The organism is Vibrio celticus, from assembly GCF_024347335.1.
Classification (GTDB): Bacteria; Pseudomonadota; Gammaproteobacteria; order Enterobacterales; family Vibrionaceae; genus Vibrio; species Vibrio celticus.
The window spans coordinates 2,050,559-2,073,309 of record NZ_AP025463.1; the positions used below are offsets into that span (position 1 = coordinate 2,050,559).

A 22,751-nucleotide genomic window follows, 5' to 3' on the forward strand; every position below is an offset into this window, starting at 1 on the left:
TGACGTGAAGACGAGAGATTTAACGATATCGCCACTCGTGGTCTAAATCACGGTTCGGTTCAAAGCGCACATTGCCTTCGATGGTGACGAACACATCACCCTCAGTGAACGTAAATTTCTGCTCACCTGTGATTGTTGGGTCTAAGGTTTGAGGCGTGCCACCGTCATAAATGAACTGGGTAATCACTGCGCCATCGGCACTTTGCGCCGTCATTACATCAATCGTATTGGTCGTCACCGTACCGTCAGCTAAATTCGGCTCGGTGATATCCAGCGTGCCGTTCGCCATGATTTGGACGTCATCACCAATGGTCACAGACAACGGAGACATCAAGGAATCATCACCATCAGAATCGACGGCATAGACTGGTAATTCAAACGTCAGATCATTATTGTCGAGACCATCTGCATGGTCTAATGCTTCAAGCAGTGTGAAGGTGTATTCACCTAACGTAGTACCGGAGAAGTTTAAGCTGAAGACAGGAACGTCCGTTCCACCGTCATCAATAAAGCCGGTATAGATGCCTGAGTCTGCTGGGTCTTCTTTAAGCTCAACCGCAATGTTGTTCGACGTTAACGCACCACCCACATTGAACTCAGTTGGTTCGATTCGGAACTTCTCAACATCATCACTTTGGTTGGTAAACGAGATAGTCTCGGTTTGGCTCACCGCACTGCCGCTTGGTGTCGAGCCATCGACAAGCTGTGTTTCTGATAGCGTCACGCTTGGTACGGATTCGATGGTTGGGATATCGCCGTCGGTAATGGTCAGAACAACCGTCGCGGTTTCAACGTCCACATCGCCATCACTGGATGTCACCACAATCGACTTCACAATATCTTCGCTAACCGTGTGGTCTAGATTGCGGTTTGGTTCGAAGCGTACTTCACCTTCAAGAGTGATAAACAACTCACCTTCTGTGAAGCTAAATTGCTGCTCACCATTGTCAGTTTGATCCAATGTTCGAGTTTGACCATCATACGTAAATTGAGTGATCGTCGCGCCATCGGCACTTTGTTCTGGCATCACATCGATGGTACTGGTTGTGATTGTGCCGTCTGCAAGATTTGGCTCAGTGATATCTAACGTACTATCCTGCATGATTTGAACATCATCACCGATGGTTACATTTAACTGAGAAACCAAAGAATCATCGCCATCGCTGTCTACTGCATAAACAGGCAGGTCAAAGCTCAAACTGTTATTCACCAGACCATCTTCGTGGTCAAGCGCTTCAAGTAGCGTGAAGGTGTATTGCCCTAGATTTGTATCCGAGAAGCTAATGGTAAAGACGTTGGTTTCAACATCCGACGCATCTTTCACAAAACCGATGTAATCGCCAGCACTGTTAGGCTCTTCTTTTAGCTCAACCGCCAAGTTGTTTGATGTTAACGTACCTAGAGTATTGAACTCTGTTGGCTCGATACGGAAAGACTCAATATCGTCACTTTCATGAGTAAACTGAATCACTTTGGTGTCGCTGACCACAGAGTTAGATGGATCAGAGCCATCGGCTAGATTCGTTTCAGATAGTGAGATTGGAGGAATGACGTCAATGGTTGGCACATCGCCGTCCGTAATCGTAAGCGCCACTGTCGAGGTAAGAACGTCATTATCGCCATCATTGGACGTCACCACGATGCTCTTAACGATATCGCCACCCGAGTGGTCTAAATCGCGGTTCGGCTCAAAGCGGACTTCCTTGAGTCGTGATAAACAGTGAGCCTTCGGTGAAAGTAAACTCTTGCTCGATCGCATCATTCGGGTCTAGAGAATAAGCGGTGCCGTCATAGGTAAATTGAGTCACGCTCGCACCATCGGCACTCGCGGATGGTAATACATCAAATACTGATGTCGTTGGCGTACCTGCAGCCAAATCGGCGACAGTAGGCTCTTCGATACTAAGCGAACCACTCACCATCACTTGAACATCATCAGTAATCGTCACCGATAGCGGTGACATTAACGAATCGTCACCGTCGGTATCCACCGCGTAAACTGGTAGTTCAAACGTGAAGTCGTTATTGCGACCATCCTCGTGGTCGATATTCTCCAACAGCGTAAAGGTATATTGCCCCAGAGTCGCAGCGCTAAAGCTTAATGTGAAAATCTGTGTTTCTACATTAGAGGCACTAGTTGTAAAACCAACATAGTTACCTGAGCCTGCAGGGTCCTCTTTCAACTCAATTGGCAGGCCATCGGATTTCAATGAGTCATCACTGTTGAACTCACTTAGCTCTAAACGGAATTTCTCAACATCATCGCTTTGATTCGTGAACGAGATGGTTTCTGTTTGACTCACTGCCCCAATGATTGGAGAAGAGCCATCTGCATGTCCCGCCTCTGCCAACGTAATACTCGGAACAGATTCTATGGTTGGGATATCACCATCAATAATCGTCAGTGTGACAGTGGCCGTTTCAACATCCACATCGCCATCGCTTGACGTGAAGACGAGAGATTTAACGATATCGCCACTCTCGTGGTCTAAATCACGGTTCGGCTCAAAACGCACGTTACCTTCAATGGTGACGAACACATCACCCTCAGTGAACGTAAATTTCTGCTCACCTGTGATTGTTGGATCTAGAGTTTGAGCCGTGCCACCGTCATAGGTGAACTGGGTAATCACTGCGCCATCGGCACTTTGCGCCGTCATTACATCAATGGTGTTGGTGGTCACCGTCCCGTCAGCTAAATTCGGCTCAGTGATATCTAACGTACCGTTCGCCATGATTTGGACGTCATCACCAATGGTCACCGACAGCGGAGACATCAATGAATCATCACCATCTGAGTCCACCGCATAAACTGGTAAATCGAAGGTCAGTTCGTTGTTATCTAAGCCATCGGCATGGTCTAACGCCTCAAGCAGTGTGAAGGTGTATTCGCCCAACGTGGTACCGGAGAAGCTTAAGCTGAAGACAGGAACGTCCGTTCCAGCCTCATCAATGAAGCCGACATAGATGCCTGAGTCTGCTGGGTCTTCTTTAAGCTCAACCGCAATGTTACTCGACGTTAACGCTCCGCCGACATTGAACTCCGTCGGTTCGATTCGGAACTTCTCAACATCGTCACTTTGGTGAGTAAACGAGATAGTCTCGGTTTGGCTCACCGCACTGCCGCTTGGTGTCGAGCCATCAGAAAGTTGTGTTTCAGACAGAATCACACTTGGTACGGATTCGATGGTTGGAATATCGCCATCAGTAATGGTCAGTACAACCGTAGCCGTTTCAACATCTACATCGCCATCGCTAGATGTCACCACTATCGATTTGACGATGTCTTCGCTAACCGTGTGGTCTAGGTTGCGGTTTGGTTCGAAGCGTACGTCACCTTCAAGAGTGATAAACAACGAGCCTTCCGTGAAGATAAACTCTTGCTCGCCAGTATCGTTTTGGTCAAGCGTCAGTGGAGTCCCACCATCATAAGTGAACTCAGTAATGGTCGCGCCATCAGCACTCTGCTCTGGCATCACATCAATGGTAGTTGTGGTCACCAACCCTGCGGCCAGATCGGCGACAGTCGGCTCTTCGATATTCAGGATGCCATTGCTCATGCGCTTGAACATCATCTTCGATGGTCACCGTCAGTGGCGACATCACTGAGTCATCACCGTCGCTGTCTACCGCGTACACCGGAAGATCAAAGCTCAAGGTGTTATTGTCGAGTCCATCTTCGTGGTCAAGCGCTTCAAGTAGCGTAAAGGTGTAACGCCCCAACACAACGTCATCAAAGTTGATGGTGAAAATTTCAACTTCTTGATTTAGTGCGTTAGTCGTAAAGCCCGTGTATTCCCCTGAGTCAGCCGGGAACTCGCGAAGTTCGACTTCCAAACCATTCGAAGTGAGAGTACCTAACGGATTAAATTCATCAGTCGCAATTCTGAAGTGGTCAACATCATCACTTTGTTCCGTGAATTGAATATCTTTCGTTTCACTGACTGGAGAGTTGCTTGTCGCAGAGCCATCACCAAGACTGGATTCCGACAGTGATACAGGCGGAATCACGTCAATGGTCGGAACATCACCATCGGTAATAGTCAGCGTCACTGTTGAGGTAAGAACGTCGTCATCACCATCACTCGATGTCACCACTATGCTCTTAACGATATCGCCAGCCGAGTGGTCTAAATCTCGGTTCGGCTCAAAGCGCACTTCCCCTTGAGTAGTGATAAACAGTGAGCCTTCGGTGAAGGTAAACTCTTGCTCGGTCGCATCATTCGGGTCTAGAGAGTAAGCGGTGCCGTCATAGGTAAATTGAGTCACACTCGCGCCATCGGCACTCGCGGATGTTAATACATCGAAAACGGATGTCGTTAGCGTACCTGCAGCCAAATCCGCCACCGTAGGCTCTTCAATCGTCAGGTCGCCACTTGCCATCACTTGAACATCATCAGTAATCGTCACCGATAGCGGTGACATTAACGAGTCATCACCGTCGGTATCAACCGCGTAAACTGGTAGTTCAAACGTGAAGTCGTTATTGCCACGACCATCCTCGTGGTCGATATTCTCCAACAGCGTAAAGGTATATTGCCCCAGAGTCGCAGCGCTAAAGCTTAATGTGAAAATCTGTGTTTCTACATTAGAGGCACTAGTTGTAAAACCAACATAGTTACCTGAGCCTGCAGGATCTTCTTTCAGATCAATTGGCAGACCATCGGATTTCAATGAGTCATCACTATTAAACTCACTAGGCTCTAGGCGGAACTTCTCTACATCGTCGCTTTGATGAGTGAAAGTGATGGTTTCTGTTTGACTCACGGCCCCCATGATTGGTGACGAGCCATCCGCTAAATCTGCTTCAGAAAGCGCGATGCTTGGCACCGATTCAATGGTTGGGATATCACCATCAATAATCGTCAGTGTGACAGTGGCCGTTTCAACATCCACATCGCCATCGCTTGACGTGAAGACGAGAGATTTAACGATATCGCCACTCTCGTGGTCTAAATCACGGTTCGGTTCAAAGCGCACATTGCCTTCGATGGTGACGAACACATCACCCTCAGTGAACGTAAATTTCTGCTCACCTGTGATTGTTGGGTCTAAGGTTTGAGGCGTGCCACCGTCATAAATGAACTGGGTAATCACTGCGCCATCGGCACTTTGCGCCGTCATTACATCAATCGTATTGGTCGTCACCGTACCGTCAGCTAAATTCGGCTCGGTGATATCCAGCGTGCCGTTCGCCATGATTTGGACGTCATCACCAATGGTCACAGACAACGGAGACATCAAGGAATCATCACCATCAGAATCGACGGCATAGACTGGTAATTCAAACGTCAGATCATTATTGTCGAGACCATCTGCATGGTCTAATGCTTCAAGCAGTGTGAAGGTGTATTCACCTAACGTAGTACCGGAGAAGTTTAAGCTGAAGACAGGAACGTCCGTTCCACCGTCATCAATAAAGCCGGTATAGATGCCTGAGTCTGCTGGGTCTTCTTTAAGCTCAACCGCAATGTTGTTCGACGTTAACGCACCACCCACATTGAACTCAGTTGGTTCGATTCGGAACTTCTCAACATCATCACTTTGGTTGGTAAACGAGATAGTCTCGGTTTGGCTCACCGCACTGCCGCTTGGTGTCGAGCCATCGACAAGCTGTGTTTCTGATAGCGTCACGCTTGGTACGGATTCGATGGTTGGGATATCGCCGTCGGTAATGGTCAGAACAACCGTCGCGGTTTCAACGTCCACATCGCCATCACTGGATGTCACCACAATCGACTTCACAATATCTTCGCTAACCGTGTGGTCTAGATTGCGGTTTGGTTCGAAGCGTACTTCACCTTCAAGAGTGATAAACAACTCACCTTCTGTGAAGCTAAATTGCTGCTCACCATTGTCAGTTTGATCCAATGTTCGAGTTTGACCATCATACGTAAATTGAGTGATCGTCGCGCCATCGGCACTTTGTTCTGGCATCACATCGATGGTACTGGTTGTGATTGTGCCGTCTGCAAGATTTGGCTCAGTGATATCTAACGTACTATCCTGCATGATTTGAACATCATCACCGATGGTTACATTTAACTGAGAAACCAAAGAATCATCGCCATCGCTGTCTACTGCATAAACAGGCAGGTCAAAGCTCAAACTGTTATTCACCAGACCATCTTCGTGGTCAAGCGCTTCAAGTAGCGTGAAGGTGTATTGCCCTAGATTTGTATCCGAGAAGCTAATGGTAAAGACGTTGGTTTCAACATCCGACGCATCTTTCACAAAACCGATGTAATCGCCAGCACTGTTAGGCTCTTCTTTTAGCTCAACCGCCAAGTTGTTTGATGTTAACGTACCTAGAGTATTGAACTCTGTTGGCTCGATACGGAAAGACTCAATATCGTCACTTTCATGAGTAAACTGAATCACTTTGGTGTCGCTGACCACAGAGTTAGATGGATCAGAGCCATCGGCTAGATTCGTTTCAGATAGTGAGATTGGAGGAATGACGTCAATGGTTGGCACATCGCCGTCCGTAATCGTAAGCGCCACTGTCGAGGTAAGAACGTCATTATCGCCATCATTGGACGTCACCACGATGCTCTTAACGATATCGCCACCCGAGTGGTCTAAATCGCGGTTCGGCTCAAAGCGGACTTCCCTTGAGTCGTGATAAACAGTGAGCCTTCGGTGAAAGTAAACTCTTGCTCGATCGCATCATTCGGGTCTAGAGAATAAGCGGTGCCGTCATAGGTAAATTGAGTCACGCTCGCACCATCGGCACTCGCGGATGGTAATACATCAAATACTGATGTCGTTGGCGTACCTGCAGCCAAATCGGCGACAGTAGGCTCTTCGATACTAAGCGAACCACTCACCATCACTTGAACATCATCAGTAATCGTCACCGATAGCGGTGACATTAACGAATCGTCACCGTCGGTATCCACCGCGTAAACTGGTAGTTCAAACGTGAAGTCGTTATTGCACGACCATCCTCGTGGTCGATATTCTCCAACAGCGTAAAGGTATATTGCCCCAGAGTCGCAGCGCTAAAGCTTAATGTGAAAATCTGTGTTTCTACATTAGAGGCACTAGTTGTAAAACCAACATAGTTACCTGAGCCTGCAGGGTCCTCTTTCAACTCAATTGGCAGGCCATCGGATTTCAATGAGTCATCACTGTTGAACTCACTTAGCTCTAAACGGAATTTCTCAACATCATCGCTTTGATTCGTGAACGAGATGGTTTCTGTTTGACTCACTGCCCCAATGATTGGAGAAGAGCCATCTGCATGTCCCGCCTCTGCCAACGTAATACTCGGAACAGATTCTATGGTTGGGATATCACCATCAATAATCGTCAGTGTGACAGTGGCCGTTTCAACATCCACATCGCCATCGCTTGACGTGAAGACGAGAGATTTAACGATATCGCCACTCTCGTGGTCTAAATCACGGTTCGGCTCAAAACGCACGTTACCTTCAATGGTGACGAACACATCACCCTCAGTGAACGTAAATTTCTGCTCACCTGTGATTGTTGGATCTAGAGTTTGAGCCGTGCCACCGTCATAGGTGAACTGGGTAATCACTGCGCCATCGGCACTTTGCGCCGTCATTACATCAATGGTGTTGGTGGTCACCGTCCCGTCAGCTAAATTCGGCTCAGTGATATCTAACGTACCGTTCGCCATGATTTGGACGTCATCACCAATGGTCACCGACAGCGGAGACATCAATGAATCATCACCATCTGAATCCACTGCATAAACTGGCAAATCGAAGGTCAGTTCGTTGTTATCTAAGCCATCGGCATGGTCTAGCGCTTCAAGTAGTGTGAAGGTGTATTCGCCTAACGTAGTACCGGAGAAGCTCAAGGTAAAGACTGGTACTTCCGTACCAGCGTCATCAATGAAGCCGACATAGATGCCTGAGTCTACTGGGTCTTCTTTAAGCTCAACCGCAATGTTACTCGACGTTAACGCTCCGCCGACATTGAACTCCGTCGGTTCGATTCGGAACTTCTCAACATCGTCACTTTGGTGAGTAAACGAGATAGTCTCGGTTTGGCTCACCGCACTGCCGCTTGGTGTCGAGCCATCAGAAAGTTGTGTTTCAGACAGAATCACACTTGGTACGGATTCGATGGTTGGAATATCGCCATCAGTAATGGTCAGTACAACCGTAGCCGTTTCAACATCTACATCGCCATCGCTAGATGTCACCACTATCGATTTGACGATGTCTTCGCTAACCGTGTGGTCTAGGTTGCGGTTTGGTTCGAAGCGTACGTCACCTTCAAGAGTGATAAACAACGAGCCTTCCGTGAAGATAAACTCTTGCTCGCCAGTATCGTTTTGGTCAAGCGTCAGTGGAGTCCCACCATCATAAGTGAACTCAGTAATGGTCGCGCCATCAGCACTCTGCTCTGGCATCACATCAATGGTAGTTGTGGTCACCAACCCTGCGGCCAGATCGGCGACAGTCGGCTCTTCGATATTCAGGATGCCATTGCTCATGCGCTTGAACATCATCTTCGATGGTCACCGTCAGTGGCGACATCACTGAGTCATCACCGTCGCTGTCTACCGCGTACACCGGAAGATCAAAGCTCAAGGTGTTATTGTCGAGTCCATCTTCGTGGTCAAGCGCTTCAAGTAGCGTAAAGGTGTAACGCCCCAACACAACGTCATCAAAGTTGATGGTGAAAATTTCAACTTCTTGATTTAGTGCGTTAGTCGTAAAGCCCGTGTATTCCCCTGAGTCAGCCGGGAACTCGCGAAGTTCGACTTCCAAACCATTCGAAGTGAGAGTACCTAACGGATTAAATTCATCAGTCGCAATTCTGAAGTGGTCAACATCATCACTTTGTTCCGTGAATTGAATATCTTTCGTTTCACTGACTGGAGAGTTGCTTGTCGCAGAGCCATCACCAAGACTGGATTCCGACAGTGATACAGGCGGAATCACGTCAATGGTCGGAACATCACCATCGGTAATAGTCAGCGTCACTGTTGAGGTAAGAACGTCGTCATCACCATCACTCGATGTCACCACTATGCTCTTAACGATATCGCCAGCCGAGTGGTCTAAATCTCGGTTCGGCTCAAAGCGCACTTCCTTGAGTAGTGATAAACAGTGAGCCTTCGGTGAAGGTAAACTCTTGCTCGGTCGCATCATTCGGGTCTAGAGAGTAAGCGGTGCCGTCATAGGTAATTGAGTCACACTCGCGCCATCGGCACTCGCGGATGTTAATACATCGAAAACGGATGTCGTTAGCGTACCTGCAGCCAAATCCGCCACCGTAGGCTCTTCAATCGTCAGGTCGCCACTTGCCATCACTTGAACATCATCAGTAATCGTCACCGATAGCGGTGACATTAACGAGTCATCACCGTCGGTATCAACCGCGTAAACTGGTAGTTCAAACGTGAAGTCGTTATTGCACGACCATCCTCGTGGTCGATATTCTCCAACAGCGTAAAGGTATATTGCCCCAGAGTCGCAGCGCTAAAGCTTAATGTGAAAATCTGTGTTTCTACATTAGAGGCACTAGTTGTAAAACCAACATAGTTACCTGAGCCTGCAGGATCTTCTTTCAGATCAATTGGCAGACCATCGGATTTCAATGAGTCATCACTATTAAACTCACTAGGCTCTAGGCGGAACTTCTCTACATCGTCGCTTTGATGAGTGAAAGTGATGGTTTCTGTTTGACTCACGGCCCCCATGATTGGTGACGAGCCATCCGCTAAATCTGCTTCAGAAAGCGCGATGCTTGGCACCGATTCAATGGTTGGGATATCACCATCAATAATCGTCAGTGTGACAGTGGCCGTTTCAACATCCACATCGCCATCGCTTGACGTGAAGACGAGAGATTTAACGATATCGCCACTCTCGTGGTCTAAATCACGGTTCGGTTCAAAGCGCACATTGCCTTCGATGGTGACGAACACATCACCCTCAGTGAACGTAAATTTCTGCTCACCTGTGATTGTTGGGTCTAAGGTTTGAGGCGTGCCACCGTCATAAATGAACTGGGTAATCACTGCGCCATCGGCACTTTGCGCCGTCATTACATCAATCGTATTGGTCGTCACCGTACCGTCAGCTAAATTCGGCTCGGTGATATCCAGCGTGCCGTTCGCCATGATTTGGACGTCATCACCAATGGTCACAGACAACGGAGACATCAAGGAATCATCACCATCAGAATCGACGGCATAGACTGGTAATTCAAACGTCAGATCATTATTGTCGAGACCATCTGCATGGTCTAATGCTTCAAGCAGTGTGAAGGTGTATTCACCTAACGTAGTACCGGAGAAGTTTAAGCTGAAGACAGGAACGTCCGTTCCACCGTCATCAATAAAGCCGGTATAGATGCCTGAGTCTGCTGGGTCTTCTTTAAGCTCAACCGCAATGTTGTTCGACGTTAACGCACCACCCACATTGAACTCAGTTGGTTCGATTCGGAACTTCTCAACATCATCACTTTGGTTGGTAAACGAGATAGTCTCGGTTTGGCTCACCGCACTGCCGCTTGGTGTCGAGCCATCGACAAGCTGTGTTTCTGATAGCGTCACGCTTGGTACGGATTCGATGGTTGGGATATCGCCGTCGGTAATGGTCAGAACAACCGTCGCGGTTTCAACGTCCACATCGCCATCACTGGATGTCACCACAATCGACTTCACAATATCTTCGCTAACCGTGTGGTCTAGATTGCGGTTTGGTTCGAAGCGTACTTCACCTTCAAGAGTGATAAACAACTCACCTTCTGTGAAGCTAAATTGCTGCTCACCATTGTCAGTTTGATCCAATGTTCGAGTTTGACCATCATACGTAAATTGAGTGATCGTCGCGCCATCGGCACTTTGTTCTGGCATCACATCGATGGTACTGGTTGTGATTGTGCCGTCTGCAAGATTTGGCTCAGTGATATCTAACGTACTATCCTGCATGATTTGAACATCATCACCGATGGTTACATTTAACTGAGAAACCAAAGAATCATCGCCATCGCTGTCTACTGCATAAACAGGCAGGTCAAAGCTCAAACTGTTATTCACCAGACCATCTTCGTGGTCAAGCGCTTCAAGTAGCGTGAAGGTGTATTGCCCTAGATTTGTATCCGAGAAGCTAATGGTAAAGACGTTGGTTTCAACATCCGACGCATCTTTCACAAAACCGATGTAATCGCCAGCACTGTTAGGCTCTTCTTTTAGCTCAACCGCCAAGTTGTTTGATGTTAACGTACCTAGAGTATTGAACTCTGTTGGCTCGATACGGAAAGACTCAATATCGTCACTTTCATGAGTAAACTGAATCACTTTGGTGTCGCTGACCACAGAGTTAGATGGATCAGAGCCATCGGCTAGATTCGTTTCAGATAGTGAGATTGGAGGAATGACGTCAATGGTTGGCACATCGCCGTCCGTAATCGTAAGCGCCACTGTCGAGGTAAGAACGTCATTATCGCCATCATTGGACGTCACCACGATGCTCTTAACGATATCGCCACCCGAGTGGTCTAAATCGCGGTTCGGCTCAAAGCGGACTTCCCCTTGAGTCGTGATAAACAGTGAGCCTTCGGTGAAAGTAAACTCTTGCTCGATCGCATCATTCGGGTCTAGAGAATAAGCGGTGCCGTCATAGGTAAATTGAGTCACGCTCGCACCATCGGCACTCGCGGATGGTAATACATCAAATACTGATGTCGTTGGCGTACCTGCAGCCAAATCGGCGACAGTAGGCTCTTCGATACTAAGCGAACCACTCACCATCACTTGAACATCATCAGTAATCGTCACCGATAGCGGTGACATTAACGAATCGTCACCGTCGGTATCCACCGCGTAAACTGGTAGTTCAAACGTGAAGTCGTTATTGCCACGACCATCCTCGTGGTCGATATTCTCCAACAGCGTAAAGGTATATTGCCCCAGAGTCGCAGCGCTAAAGCTTAATGTGAAAATCTGTGTTTCTACATTAGAGGCACTAGTTGTAAAACCAACATAGTTACCTGAGCCTGCAGGGTCCTCTTTCAACTCAATTGGCAGGCCATCGGATTTCAATGAGTCATCACTGTTGAACTCACTTAGCTCTAAACGGAATTTCTCAACATCATCGCTTTGATTCGTGAACGAGATGGTTTCTGTTTGACTCACTGCCCCAATGATTGGAGAAGAGCCATCTGCATGTCCCGCCTCTGCCAACGTAATACTCGGAACAGATTCTATGGTTGGGATATCACCATCAATAATCGTCAGTGTGACAGTGGCCGTTTCAACATCCACATCGCCATCGCTTGACGTGAAGACGAGAGATTTAACGATATCGCCACTCTCGTGGTCTAAATCACGGTTCGGCTCAAAACGCACGTTACCTTCAATGGTGACGAACACATCACCCTCAGTGAACGTAAATTTCTGCTCACCTGTGATTGTTGGATCTAGAGTTTGAGCCGTGCCACCGTCATAGGTGAACTGGGTAATCACTGCGCCATCGGCACTTTGCGCCGTCATTACATCAATGGTGTTGGTGGTCACCGTCCCGTCAGCTAAATTCGGCTCAGTGATATCTAACGTACCGTTCGCCATGATTTGGACGTCATCACCAATGGTCACCGACAGCGGAGACATCAATGAATCATCACCATCTGAATCCACTGCATAAACTGGCAAATCGAAGGTCAGTTCGTTGTTATCTAAGCCATCGGCATGGTCTAGCGCTTCAAGTAGTGTGAAGGTGTATTCGCCTAACGTAGTACCGGAGAAGCTCAAGGTAAAGACTGGTACTTCCGTACCAGCGTCATCAATGAAGCCGACATAGATGCCTGAGTCTACTGGGTCTTCTTTAAGCTCAACCGCAATGTTACTCGACGTTAACGCTCCGCCGACATTGAACTCCGTCGGTTCGATTCGGAACTTCTCAACATCGTCACTTTGGTGAGTAAACGAGATAGTCTCGGTTTGGCTCACCGCACTGCCGCTTGGTGTCGAGCCATCAGAAAGTTGTGTTTCAGACAGAATCACACTTGGTACGGATTCGATGGTTGGAATATCGCCATCAGTAATGGTCAGTACAACCGTAGCCGTTTCAACATCTACATCGCCATCGCTAGATGTCACCACTATCGATTTGACGATGTCTTCGCTAACCGTGTGGTCTAGGTTGCGGTTTGGTTCGAAGCGTACGTCACCTTCAAGAGTGATAAACAACGAGCCTTCCGTGAAGATAAACTCTTGCTCGCCAGTATCGTTTTGGTCAAGCGTCAGTGGAGTCCCACCATCATAAGTGAACTCAGTAATGGTCGCGCCATCAGCACTCTGCTCTGGCATCACATCAATGGTAGTTGTGGTCACCAACCCTGCGGCCAGATCGGCGACAGTCGGCTCTTCGATATTCAGGATGCCATTGCTCATGCCTTGAACATCATCTTCGATGGTCACCGTCAGTGGCGACATCACTGAGTCATCACCGTCGCTGTCTACCGCGTACACCGGAAGATCAAAGCTCAAGGTGTTATTGTCGAGTCCATCTTCGTGGTCAAGCGCTTCAAGTAGCGTAAAGGTGTAACGCCCCAACACAACGTCATCAAAGTTGATGGTGAAAATTTCAACTTCTTGATTTAGTGCGTTAGTCGTAAAGCCCGTGTATTCCCCTGAGTCAGCCGGGAACTCGCGAAGTTCGACTTCCAAACCATTCGAAGTGAGAGTACCTAACGGATTAAATTCATCAGTCGCAATTCTGAAGTGGTCAACATCATCACTTTGTTCCGTGAATTGAATATCTTTCGTTTCACTGACTGGAGAGTTGCTTGTCGCAGAGCCATCACCAAGACTGGATTCCGACAGTGATACAGGCGGAATCACGTCAATGGTCGGAACATCACCATCGGTAATAGTCAGCGTCACTGTTGAGGTAAGAACGTCGTCATCACCATCACTCGATGTCACCACTATGCTCTTAACGATATCGCCAGCCGAGTGGTCTAAATCTCGGTTCGGCTCAAAGCGCACTTCCCCCTTGAGTAGTGATAAACAGTGAGCCTTCGGTGAAGGTAAACTCTTGCTCGGTCGCATCATTCGGGTCTAGAGAGTAAGCGGTGCCGTCATAGGTAAAATTGAGTCACACTCGCGCCATCGGCACTCGCGGATGTTAATACATCGAAAACGGATGTCGTTAGCGTACCTGCAGCCAAATCCGCCACCGTAGGCTCTTCAATCGTCAGGTCGCCACTTGCCATCACTTGAACATCATCAGTAATCGTCACCGATAGCGGTGACATTAACGAGTCATCACCGTCGGTATCAACCGCGTAAACTGGTAGTTCAAACGTGAAGTCGTTATTGCCACGACCATCCTCGTGGTCGATATTCTCCAACAGCGTAAAGGTATATTGCCCCAGAGTCGCAGCGCTAAAGCTTAATGTGAAAATCTGTGTTTCTACATTAGAGGCACTAGTTGTAAAACCAACATAGTTACCTGAGCCTGCAGGATCTTCTTTCAGATCAATTGGCAGACCATCGGATTTCAATGAGTCATCACTATTAAACTCACTAGGCTCTAGGCGGAACTTCTCTACATCGTCGCTTTGATGAGTGAAAGTGATGGTTTCTGTTTGACTCACGGCCCCCATGATTGGTGACGAGCCATCCGCTAAATCTGCTTCAGAAAGCGCGATGCTTGGCACCGATTCAATGGTTGGGATATCACCATCAATAATCGTCAGTGTGACAGTGGCCGTTTCAACATCCACATCGCCATCGCTTGACGTGAAGACGAGAGATTTAACGATATCGCCACTCTCGTGGTCTAAATCACGGTTCGGTTCAAAGCGCACATTGCCTTCGATGGTGACGAACACATCACCCTCAGTGAACGTAAATTTCTGCTCACCTGTGATTGTTGGGTCTAAGGTTTGAGGCGTGCCACCGTCATAAATGAACTGGGTAATCACTGCGCCATCGGCACTTTGCGCCGTCATTACATCAATCGTATTGGTCGTCACCGTACCGTCAGCTAAATTCGGCTCGGTGATATCCAGCGTGCCGTTCGCCATGATTTGGACGTCATCACCAATGGTCACAGACAACGGAGACATCAAGGAATCATCACCATCAGAATCGACGGCATAGACTGGTAATTCAAACGTCAGATCATTATTGTCGAGACCATCTGCATGGTCTAATGCTTCAAGCAGTGTGAAGGTGTATTCACCTAACGTAGTACCGGAGAAGTTTAAGCTGAAGACAGGAACGTCCGTTCCACCGTCATCAATAAAGCCGGTATAGATGCCTGAGTCTGCTGGGTCTTCTTTAAGCTCAACCGCAATGTTGTTCGACGTTAACGCACCACCCACATTGAACTCAGTTGGTTCGATTCGGAACTTCTCAACATCATCACTTTGGTTGGTAAACGAGATAGTCTCGGTTTGGCTCACCGCACTGCCGCTTGGTGTCGAGCCATCGACAAGCTGTGTTTCTGATAGCGTCACGCTTGGTACGGATTCGATGGTTGGGATATCGCCGTCGGTAATGGTCAGAACAACCGTCGCGGTTTCAACGTCCACATCGCCATCACTGGATGTCACCACAATCGACTTCACAATATCTTCGCTAACCGTGTGGTCTAGATTGCGGTTTGGTTCGAAGCGTACTTCACCTTCAAGAGTGATAAACAACTCACCTTCTGTGAAGCTAAATTGCTGCTCACCATTGTCAGTTTGATCCAATGTTCGAGTTTGACCATCATACGTAAATTGAGTGATCGTCGCGCCATCGGCACTTTGTTCTGGCATCACATCGATGGTACTGGTTGTGATTGTGCCGTCTGCAAGATTTGGCTCAGTGATATCTAACGTACTATCCTGCATGATTTGAACATCATCACCGATGGTTACATTTAACTGAGAAACCAAAGAATCATCGCCATCGCTGTCTACTGCATAAACAGGCAGGTCAAAGCTCAAACTGTTATTCACCAGACCATCTTCGTGGTCAAGCGCTTCAAGTAGCGTGAAGGTGTATTGCCCTAGATTTGTATCCGAGAAGCTAATGGTAAAGACGTTGGTTTCAACATCCGACGCATCTTTCACAAAACCGATGTAATCGCCAGCACTGTTAGGCTCTTCTTTTAGCTCAACCGCCAAGTTGTTTGATGTTAACGTACCTAGAGTATTGAACTCTGTTGGCTCGATACGGAAAGACTCAATATCGTCACTTTCATGAGTAAACTGAATCACTTTGGTGTCGCTGACCACAGAGTTAGATGGATCAGAGCCATCGGCTAGATTCGTTTCAGATAGTGAGATTGGAGGAATGACGTCAATGGTTGGCACATCGCCGTCCGTAATCGTAAGCGCCACTGTCGAGGTAAGAACGTCATTATCGCCATCATTGGACGTCACCACGATGCTCTTAACGATATCGCCACCCGAGTGGTCTAAATCGCGGTTCGGCTCAAAGCGGACTTCCCTTGAGTCGTGATAAACAGTGAGCCTTCGGTGAAAGTAAACTCTTGCTCGATCGCATCATTCGGGTCTAGAGAATAAGCGGTGCCGTCATAGGTAAATTGAGTCACGCTCGCACCATCGGCACTCGCGGATGGTAATACATCAAATACTGATGTCGTTGGCGTACCTGCAGCCAAATCGGCGACAGTAGGCTCTTCGATACTAAGCGAACCACTCACCATCACTTGAACATCATCAGTAATCGTCACCGATAGCGGTGACATTAACGAATCGTCACCGTCGGTATCCACCGCGTAAACTGGTAGTTCAAACGTGAAGTCGTTATTGCGACCATCCTCGTGGTCGATATTCTCCAACAGCGTAAAGGTATATTGCCCCAGAGTCGCAGCGCTAAAGCTTAATGTGAAAATCTGTGTTTCTACATTAGAGGCACTAGTTGTAAAACCAACATAGTTACCTGAGCCTGCAGGGTCCTCTTTCAACTCAATTGGCAGGCCATCGGATTTCAATGAGTCATCACTGTTGAACTCACTTAGCTCTAAACGGAATTTCTCAACATCATCGCTTTGATTCGTGAACGAGATGGTTTCTGTTTGACTCACTGCCCCAATGATTGGAGAAGAGCCATCTGCATGTCCCGCCTCTGCCAACGTAATACTCGGAACAGATTCTATGGTTGGGATATCACCATCAATAATCGTCAGTGTGACAGTGGCCGTTTCAACATCCACATCGCCATCGCTTGACGTGAAGACGAGAGATTTAACGATATCGCCACTCTCGTGGTCTAAATCACGGTTCGGCTCAAAACGCACGTTACCTTCAATGGTGACGAACACATCACCCTCAGTGAACGTAAATTTCTGCTCACCTGTGATTGTTGGGTCTAAGGTTTGAGGCGTGCCACCGTCATAAATGAACTGGGTAATCACTGCGCCATCGGCACTTTGCGCCGTCATTACATCAATCGTATTGGTCGTCACCGTACCGTCAGCTAAATTCGGCTCGGTAATATCCAGCGTACCGTTCGCCATGATTTGGACGTCGTCACCAATGGTCACCGACAACGGAGACATCAATGAATCATCACCATCTGAGTCCACCGCATAAACTGGTAAGTCGAAGGTCAATTCGTTGTTATCTAAGCCATCGGCATGGTCTAACGCCTCAAGCAACGTGAAGGTGTATTCACCCAACGTGGTACCGGAGAAGCTTAAGCTGAAGACAGGAACGTCCGTTCCAGCCTCATCAATAAAGCCGACATAAATGCCTGAGTCTGCTGGGTCTTCTTTGAGCTCGACAACAATGTTATTCGACGTTAACGCACCACCCACATTGAACTCGGTCGGTTCGATTCGGAACTTCTCAACATCATCACTTTGGTTAGTAAACGAGATAGTCTCAGTTTGACTGACTGCATTGCCGCTTGGTGTCGAGCCATCAGCAAGCTGTGTTTCAGATAGAGTAACGCTTGGCACGGCATCGATGGTTGGGATATCACCATCGGTAATCGTCAGCGTAACCGTTGCTGTCACTGGATCGTTATCGAAGTCACTTGAAGTCACCACAATCGACTTCACGATGTCTTCGCTCGTTGTGTGGTCTAAATTACGATTTGGCTCAAAACGCACTTCACCTTGAAGAGTGATGAATAACTCTCCTTCCGTGAAGCTGAACTTTTGCTCGCCATTATCAGTTTGATCAAGTGTTCGAAGTTGACCATCGTAGGTGAACTGAGTGATTGTCGCGCCGTCAGCACTTTGCATTGGCATCACATCAATGGTATTGGTCGTTACAGCACCACCAGCCAAACCTGCAACATTCGGTTCAACGATATCTAATGTGCCGTTTTGCATGATTTGGACATCATCACCGATAGTCACATTGAGTTGAGACACCAGTGAATCATCACCATCTTTATCAACAGCGTAAACCGGCAGGTCAAAGCTCAAACTGTTATTCACCAGACCATCAACGTGATCTAACGCTTCCAACAGTGTGAAGGTGTATTGACCGATATTGGTATCCGAAAAACTAATCGTGAACACGTTCGTTTCAACATTAGGCGCCGTCGTCACAAAGCCGATGTAGCCACCCGGTGTACTTGGGTCGACTTTCAACTCAACCGTCAGTCCATTCGATTTTAGAAGGCCGCCAATATTGAACTCAGTAGGTTCAATACGGAAACTCGTCACATCATCACTTTGGTTGGTGAAGGTAATCGTCTCAGTTTGACTGACCGCACTGCCGCTTGGAGCAGAGCCATCACTCAGGTTGGATTCAGATAGCGTAACACTTGGTACATTATCAATGGTTGGAATATCGCCATCGGTAATGGTCAGCGTAACCGTTGAAGAAACAAGATCGTTATCAGAATCACTTGAGGTCACCACTATCGATTTAACAATGTCTCCGCCTGTGTGGTCAAGATTGCGATTAGGCTCGAAACGCACGTCGCCTTGTAGGGTGATATACAGCGAACCCTCAGCAACATCAAACTTCTGTTCACCTGTATCGCTTTGGTCAAGTGTTAGTACCACTCCACCATCGTAGGTAAACTGAGTAATGGTCGTTCCATCAGCGCCTTCTTCATCGAGAACATTAACCGTTGTCGTGGTCGGCGTGCCTGCCGCTAAATCCGCAACCGTTGGCTCTTCAATATTGAGTGAGCTATTGACCATCACTTGAACGTCATCGGTGATCGTCACCGCCAACGGAGACATCAGAGAATCGTCACCGTCGCTATCGACGGCGTAAACTGGCAAGTTGAATGTTAGGTCGTTATTGCCTTGAATCGGCGTGTGGTCAATCGCTTCGAGAAGCGTAAAGGTGTATTCACCCAAATTGGTACTGCTGAAATCAAGAGTGAAAACGGTAGTTTCAGTATTCGAAATATCAGTCGTGAAACCGATATAATTACCCGACCCCGCAGGTTCTTCTCTAATCTCAATCACCAGACCATCGGACGTGAGAGAATCGCCAACGTTAAATTCACTAGGCTCTAAACGGAATTTCTCAACATCGTCACTTTGGTTGGTGAAAGTGATCGTCTCGGTTTGGCTTACGGCACTACCACTCGGGTTCGAACCATCACTCAGATTCGTTTCAGATAAGCTAACCGTTGGAATCACATCTATAGTTGGGATATCACCATCGGTGATCGTCAATGTAACCGTTGAAGTGACTGAATCTTTATCGAAGTCGCTTGAGGTCACCACAATCGACTTCACGATATCTTCGCTCGTGGTATGGTCGAGATCGCGGTTGGGCTCGAAACGCATTTCGCCTTCAAGGGTGATGAACAAGCTACCTTCTGCGAAGTTAAACTGCTGCTCGCCTGAAATACTTTGATCCAGTGTGTTTACAACACCGTCATAAGTGAACTGAGTGATAGTCGCGCCATCTGCACTTTGATCGGGCATCACGTCAATGGTGTTGGTTGTTACAGTACCGTCAGCAAGATTTGGTTCGATGATATCTAATGTGCCATCTTGCATGATTTGAACATCATCACCGATAGTCACATTCAGTTGGGACACAACAGAATCATCGCCATCACTGTCTACCGCATACACCGGAAGATCAAAGCTCAGATCATTGTTCGCTAGGCCATCGGCATGGTCCAACGCTTCCAATAGAGTAAAGGTGTATTCACCAAGCGTGGTGGACGAGAAGCTAATCGTAAACACTGGGATTTCAGTGTTTGAACCATCAGTAATGAAACCAATGTAAGTACCTGGATTCGCCGAGTCTTCTTTTATCTCAACCACAAAGCCATTCGATTTTAGTGCGCCGCCGACATTGAACTCTGTAGGCTCAATGCGGAAATTCGCCACGTCATCACTGCCAGAAGTAAAGGTGATAGTGTTGGTTGCACTTACTGCACTTCCAATTGGTGCAGAGCCATCAGCTAGATTGGTTTCAGATAAAGTAACAGGTGGAATCAGATTGATTGCCGGGTTTTGACCATCGGTAATACTTAACTCAAGCGTTGATGTATCAGTGTCGCCATCACCGTCTTCGGCTAAGAATGAAAACTGTTTGATGAGCGTTTCGCTACTGGAATGATCGATATCACGAGCAACTTCAAAGCTGAAATCACCGTTTAGCGAGATAGTGACCACACCCTCAGTAAAACTGAAAGTTTGTGGAGCATCAGGCAGTAAGCTTTGATCTAATGAATAATCAACACCATCGTAGTTGAATGATTGAATTGTCGAACCATCCGCGCCTTCGAAATTGAACAGGTTATACGAGACAACGGTATCGCCAGCTAAAGTCGGCTCAGTGACGGACTCAACTTTATCAACAATATCAACGACATCATCTTTAACGTTGATAAGAATCTGGGCGGCTTCTGGTGTACTTGAACCACTAGATAATGCAGACCTATCGCCATCTGCATCTACCGCATAAATAGGCAGTGCAAAGGTTAACTGTGCATCTTCAGCGCCTTGATGCGACAGTTCTTCATAGAGGTTAAATTCATAGTTACCCAAAGATGGGCTATCAATTTTTACATCAAAAACCGTAATTTTTGCGCCATTAATCTCGACATAGCCTTCGTACGTTCGCACACCATTGGTTTCATCAACCAGCTCAAGTAACACCACCTCACCGTTAGATATCAGTGTGCCAGCGGTATTAAACTCTGCAGGTTCAAGTTCATGATGATCGATAATGTCACTATCAAAAATTTCTGAGGTGACACTGCCACTTCCTGATACCGTTGCCGTCCCCTCTTGAGAACCGCCAACAATGCCAGCTTCATCAACATCAATACTGTCGACATTGGTAATGACTGGTTTATCACCATCAGAAATAGCGAGGTTGATGGTATTGGTTACGATATCTTGGTCAAAATCGGTAACCGTGATTGGCAAAGAGAAAGACAACGAATCAGTACCAACTTGCTCTATTGGTCTCAATTGCTCAAATCGATAGGTGCCGTCAGTATCTAAGCTAACGGTTAAAATAACATCGCTACTACCTTGGATTGACAGTGTGATGGTACTTCCATCAGCAGACAAAGATGCAACGGTCGCCTGATTGTCACTGAGCACACCATCAAACTGAACGAGTGCACTTGGGTCGAAAACAACTGACTGAAGATTATCACTACCAATATTTGAAAACGTGCCTTCAATTGCAGCACTGCTTGTTTCAACGTTACTGATATTCACACTTTCAGCAGACGGATCTACCCCGTCAAAGACGGTCACTTGCGCATTAATTGGTGTGACGAGCTGATTACCTGCGGTGTCTTGGCCTTGTATGTCAAAAGCGATGTTGATTTGGTCACCCGTAAAGGAAACCTGTCCGCCACCAATCGACGCAACATGATCTATCGGTTGGGAAACAGTTGTGGTCAGCGATAATTCAATGTCATTTCCAACACTAACAACATCGATGTCGATGCGTAATACTTCATCGGTGCCTTGAACACCAATGATAGAATTGGTCGCCGCATCATAAGTAAACGTAACGGGTTGACCACTTGAAGTAATATCACTGTTTAGCTCTGTGAGTAGCGAAGCGAGAGACAGTGCTTCTGGAACAAAAGAATCAGGGGAGAGCGCTAAACTACCAGCAATAATCGTTTCGGTAGTTGTAATAGATTGGGGGTAGGTATTGCCAGAAATGGAGCCTTCGGTGAGCACTTCACTGATTGATTGACCTCCCGATGAACGGGTTATTGTTCTGAACTCTTCTCGGTCTTCATCAACCGTTTGTTCTGCTAGACCTGCGGTCTCAAAAAATGTCGACGGATGAGTTTCGGTGTAGTTGTAGTCAATCGTCACAAAGCCAGCGTTTGCAGAACCTAATCCGCCACCCGCAGCCGTTGCTTCTAAGATTTGGGTCGGATCGGCACCACCTAAAATGGCTTCTTGGATAGCAGCAAATTCATCATCATCAAAATCTCCTGCATCGGCTTGCTGTAAGTCAAAATTAACTTCTCCAGCGATAGGAGCATCAGCCCACACTAAGTCTTGATCAACACAGCCAACACAATTGCTTGCCACCTCAGTGACACCGTTTGGGTTACCTAATAACAGCTCTGCTTGGTTTGCAGTGATAACAATCTCGTTTTCACGAATAATATCGCCAACTGAAATTTTTCGTGCGCTTCCATCAGACTTAACCGCAATGACTTCTCCACTCACTGCCTCTACAACTGCAGCTTGGCGCGAAACTTCAATACCCATATATCCCCCGAGGTCACAAAATGCTGTATTGCCCAACATCGTGAAAATGATAGTAATAACGGTTTCAGGCTTAAATTATATTCAGAACTTATTCTCTGCATTAACAAT

2 protein-coding genes and 1 pseudogene are annotated in these 22,751 nt (G+C 47.3%); all 3 read right to left on the reverse strand.

Annotated elements, in window-relative coordinates; translation table 11 throughout:
- Positions 1–19 precede the first annotated feature (19 nt).
- On the reverse strand, positions 20–1,762 hold the full coding sequence (locus OCV19_RS25090) for a T1SS-143 repeat domain-containing protein (protein ID WP_455432133.1): 1,743 nt from the start codon (positions 1,760–1,762) through the stop codon (positions 20–22).
- On the reverse strand, positions 1,689–3,575 hold the full coding sequence (locus OCV19_RS25095) for a T1SS-143 repeat domain-containing protein (protein ID WP_455432134.1): 1,887 nt from the start codon (positions 3,573–3,575) through the stop codon (positions 1,689–1,691). Before OCV19_RS25095 ends, OCV19_RS25090 begins: the two co-directional genes overlap by 74 nt.
- A pseudogene (locus tag OCV19_RS25100) lies at positions 3,568–22,643 on the reverse strand (retention module-containing protein); the annotation flags it as partial. The pseudogene OCV19_RS25100 and the gene OCV19_RS25095, both read right to left, overlap by 8 nt.
- Between the last annotated feature and the right edge of the window lie 108 nt (positions 22,644–22,751).

Bases quoted from the DNA above. Each gene is read 5' to 3' on its own strand.
- OCV19_RS25090 (WP_455432133.1), bottom strand. From the start codon at position 1,762: ATGATGCGATCGAGCAAGAGTTTACTTTCACCGAAGGCTCACTGTTTA.
- OCV19_RS25095 (WP_455432134.1), bottom strand. From the start codon at position 3,575: ATGATGTTCAAGCGCATGAGCAATGGCATCCTGAATATCGAAGAGCCG.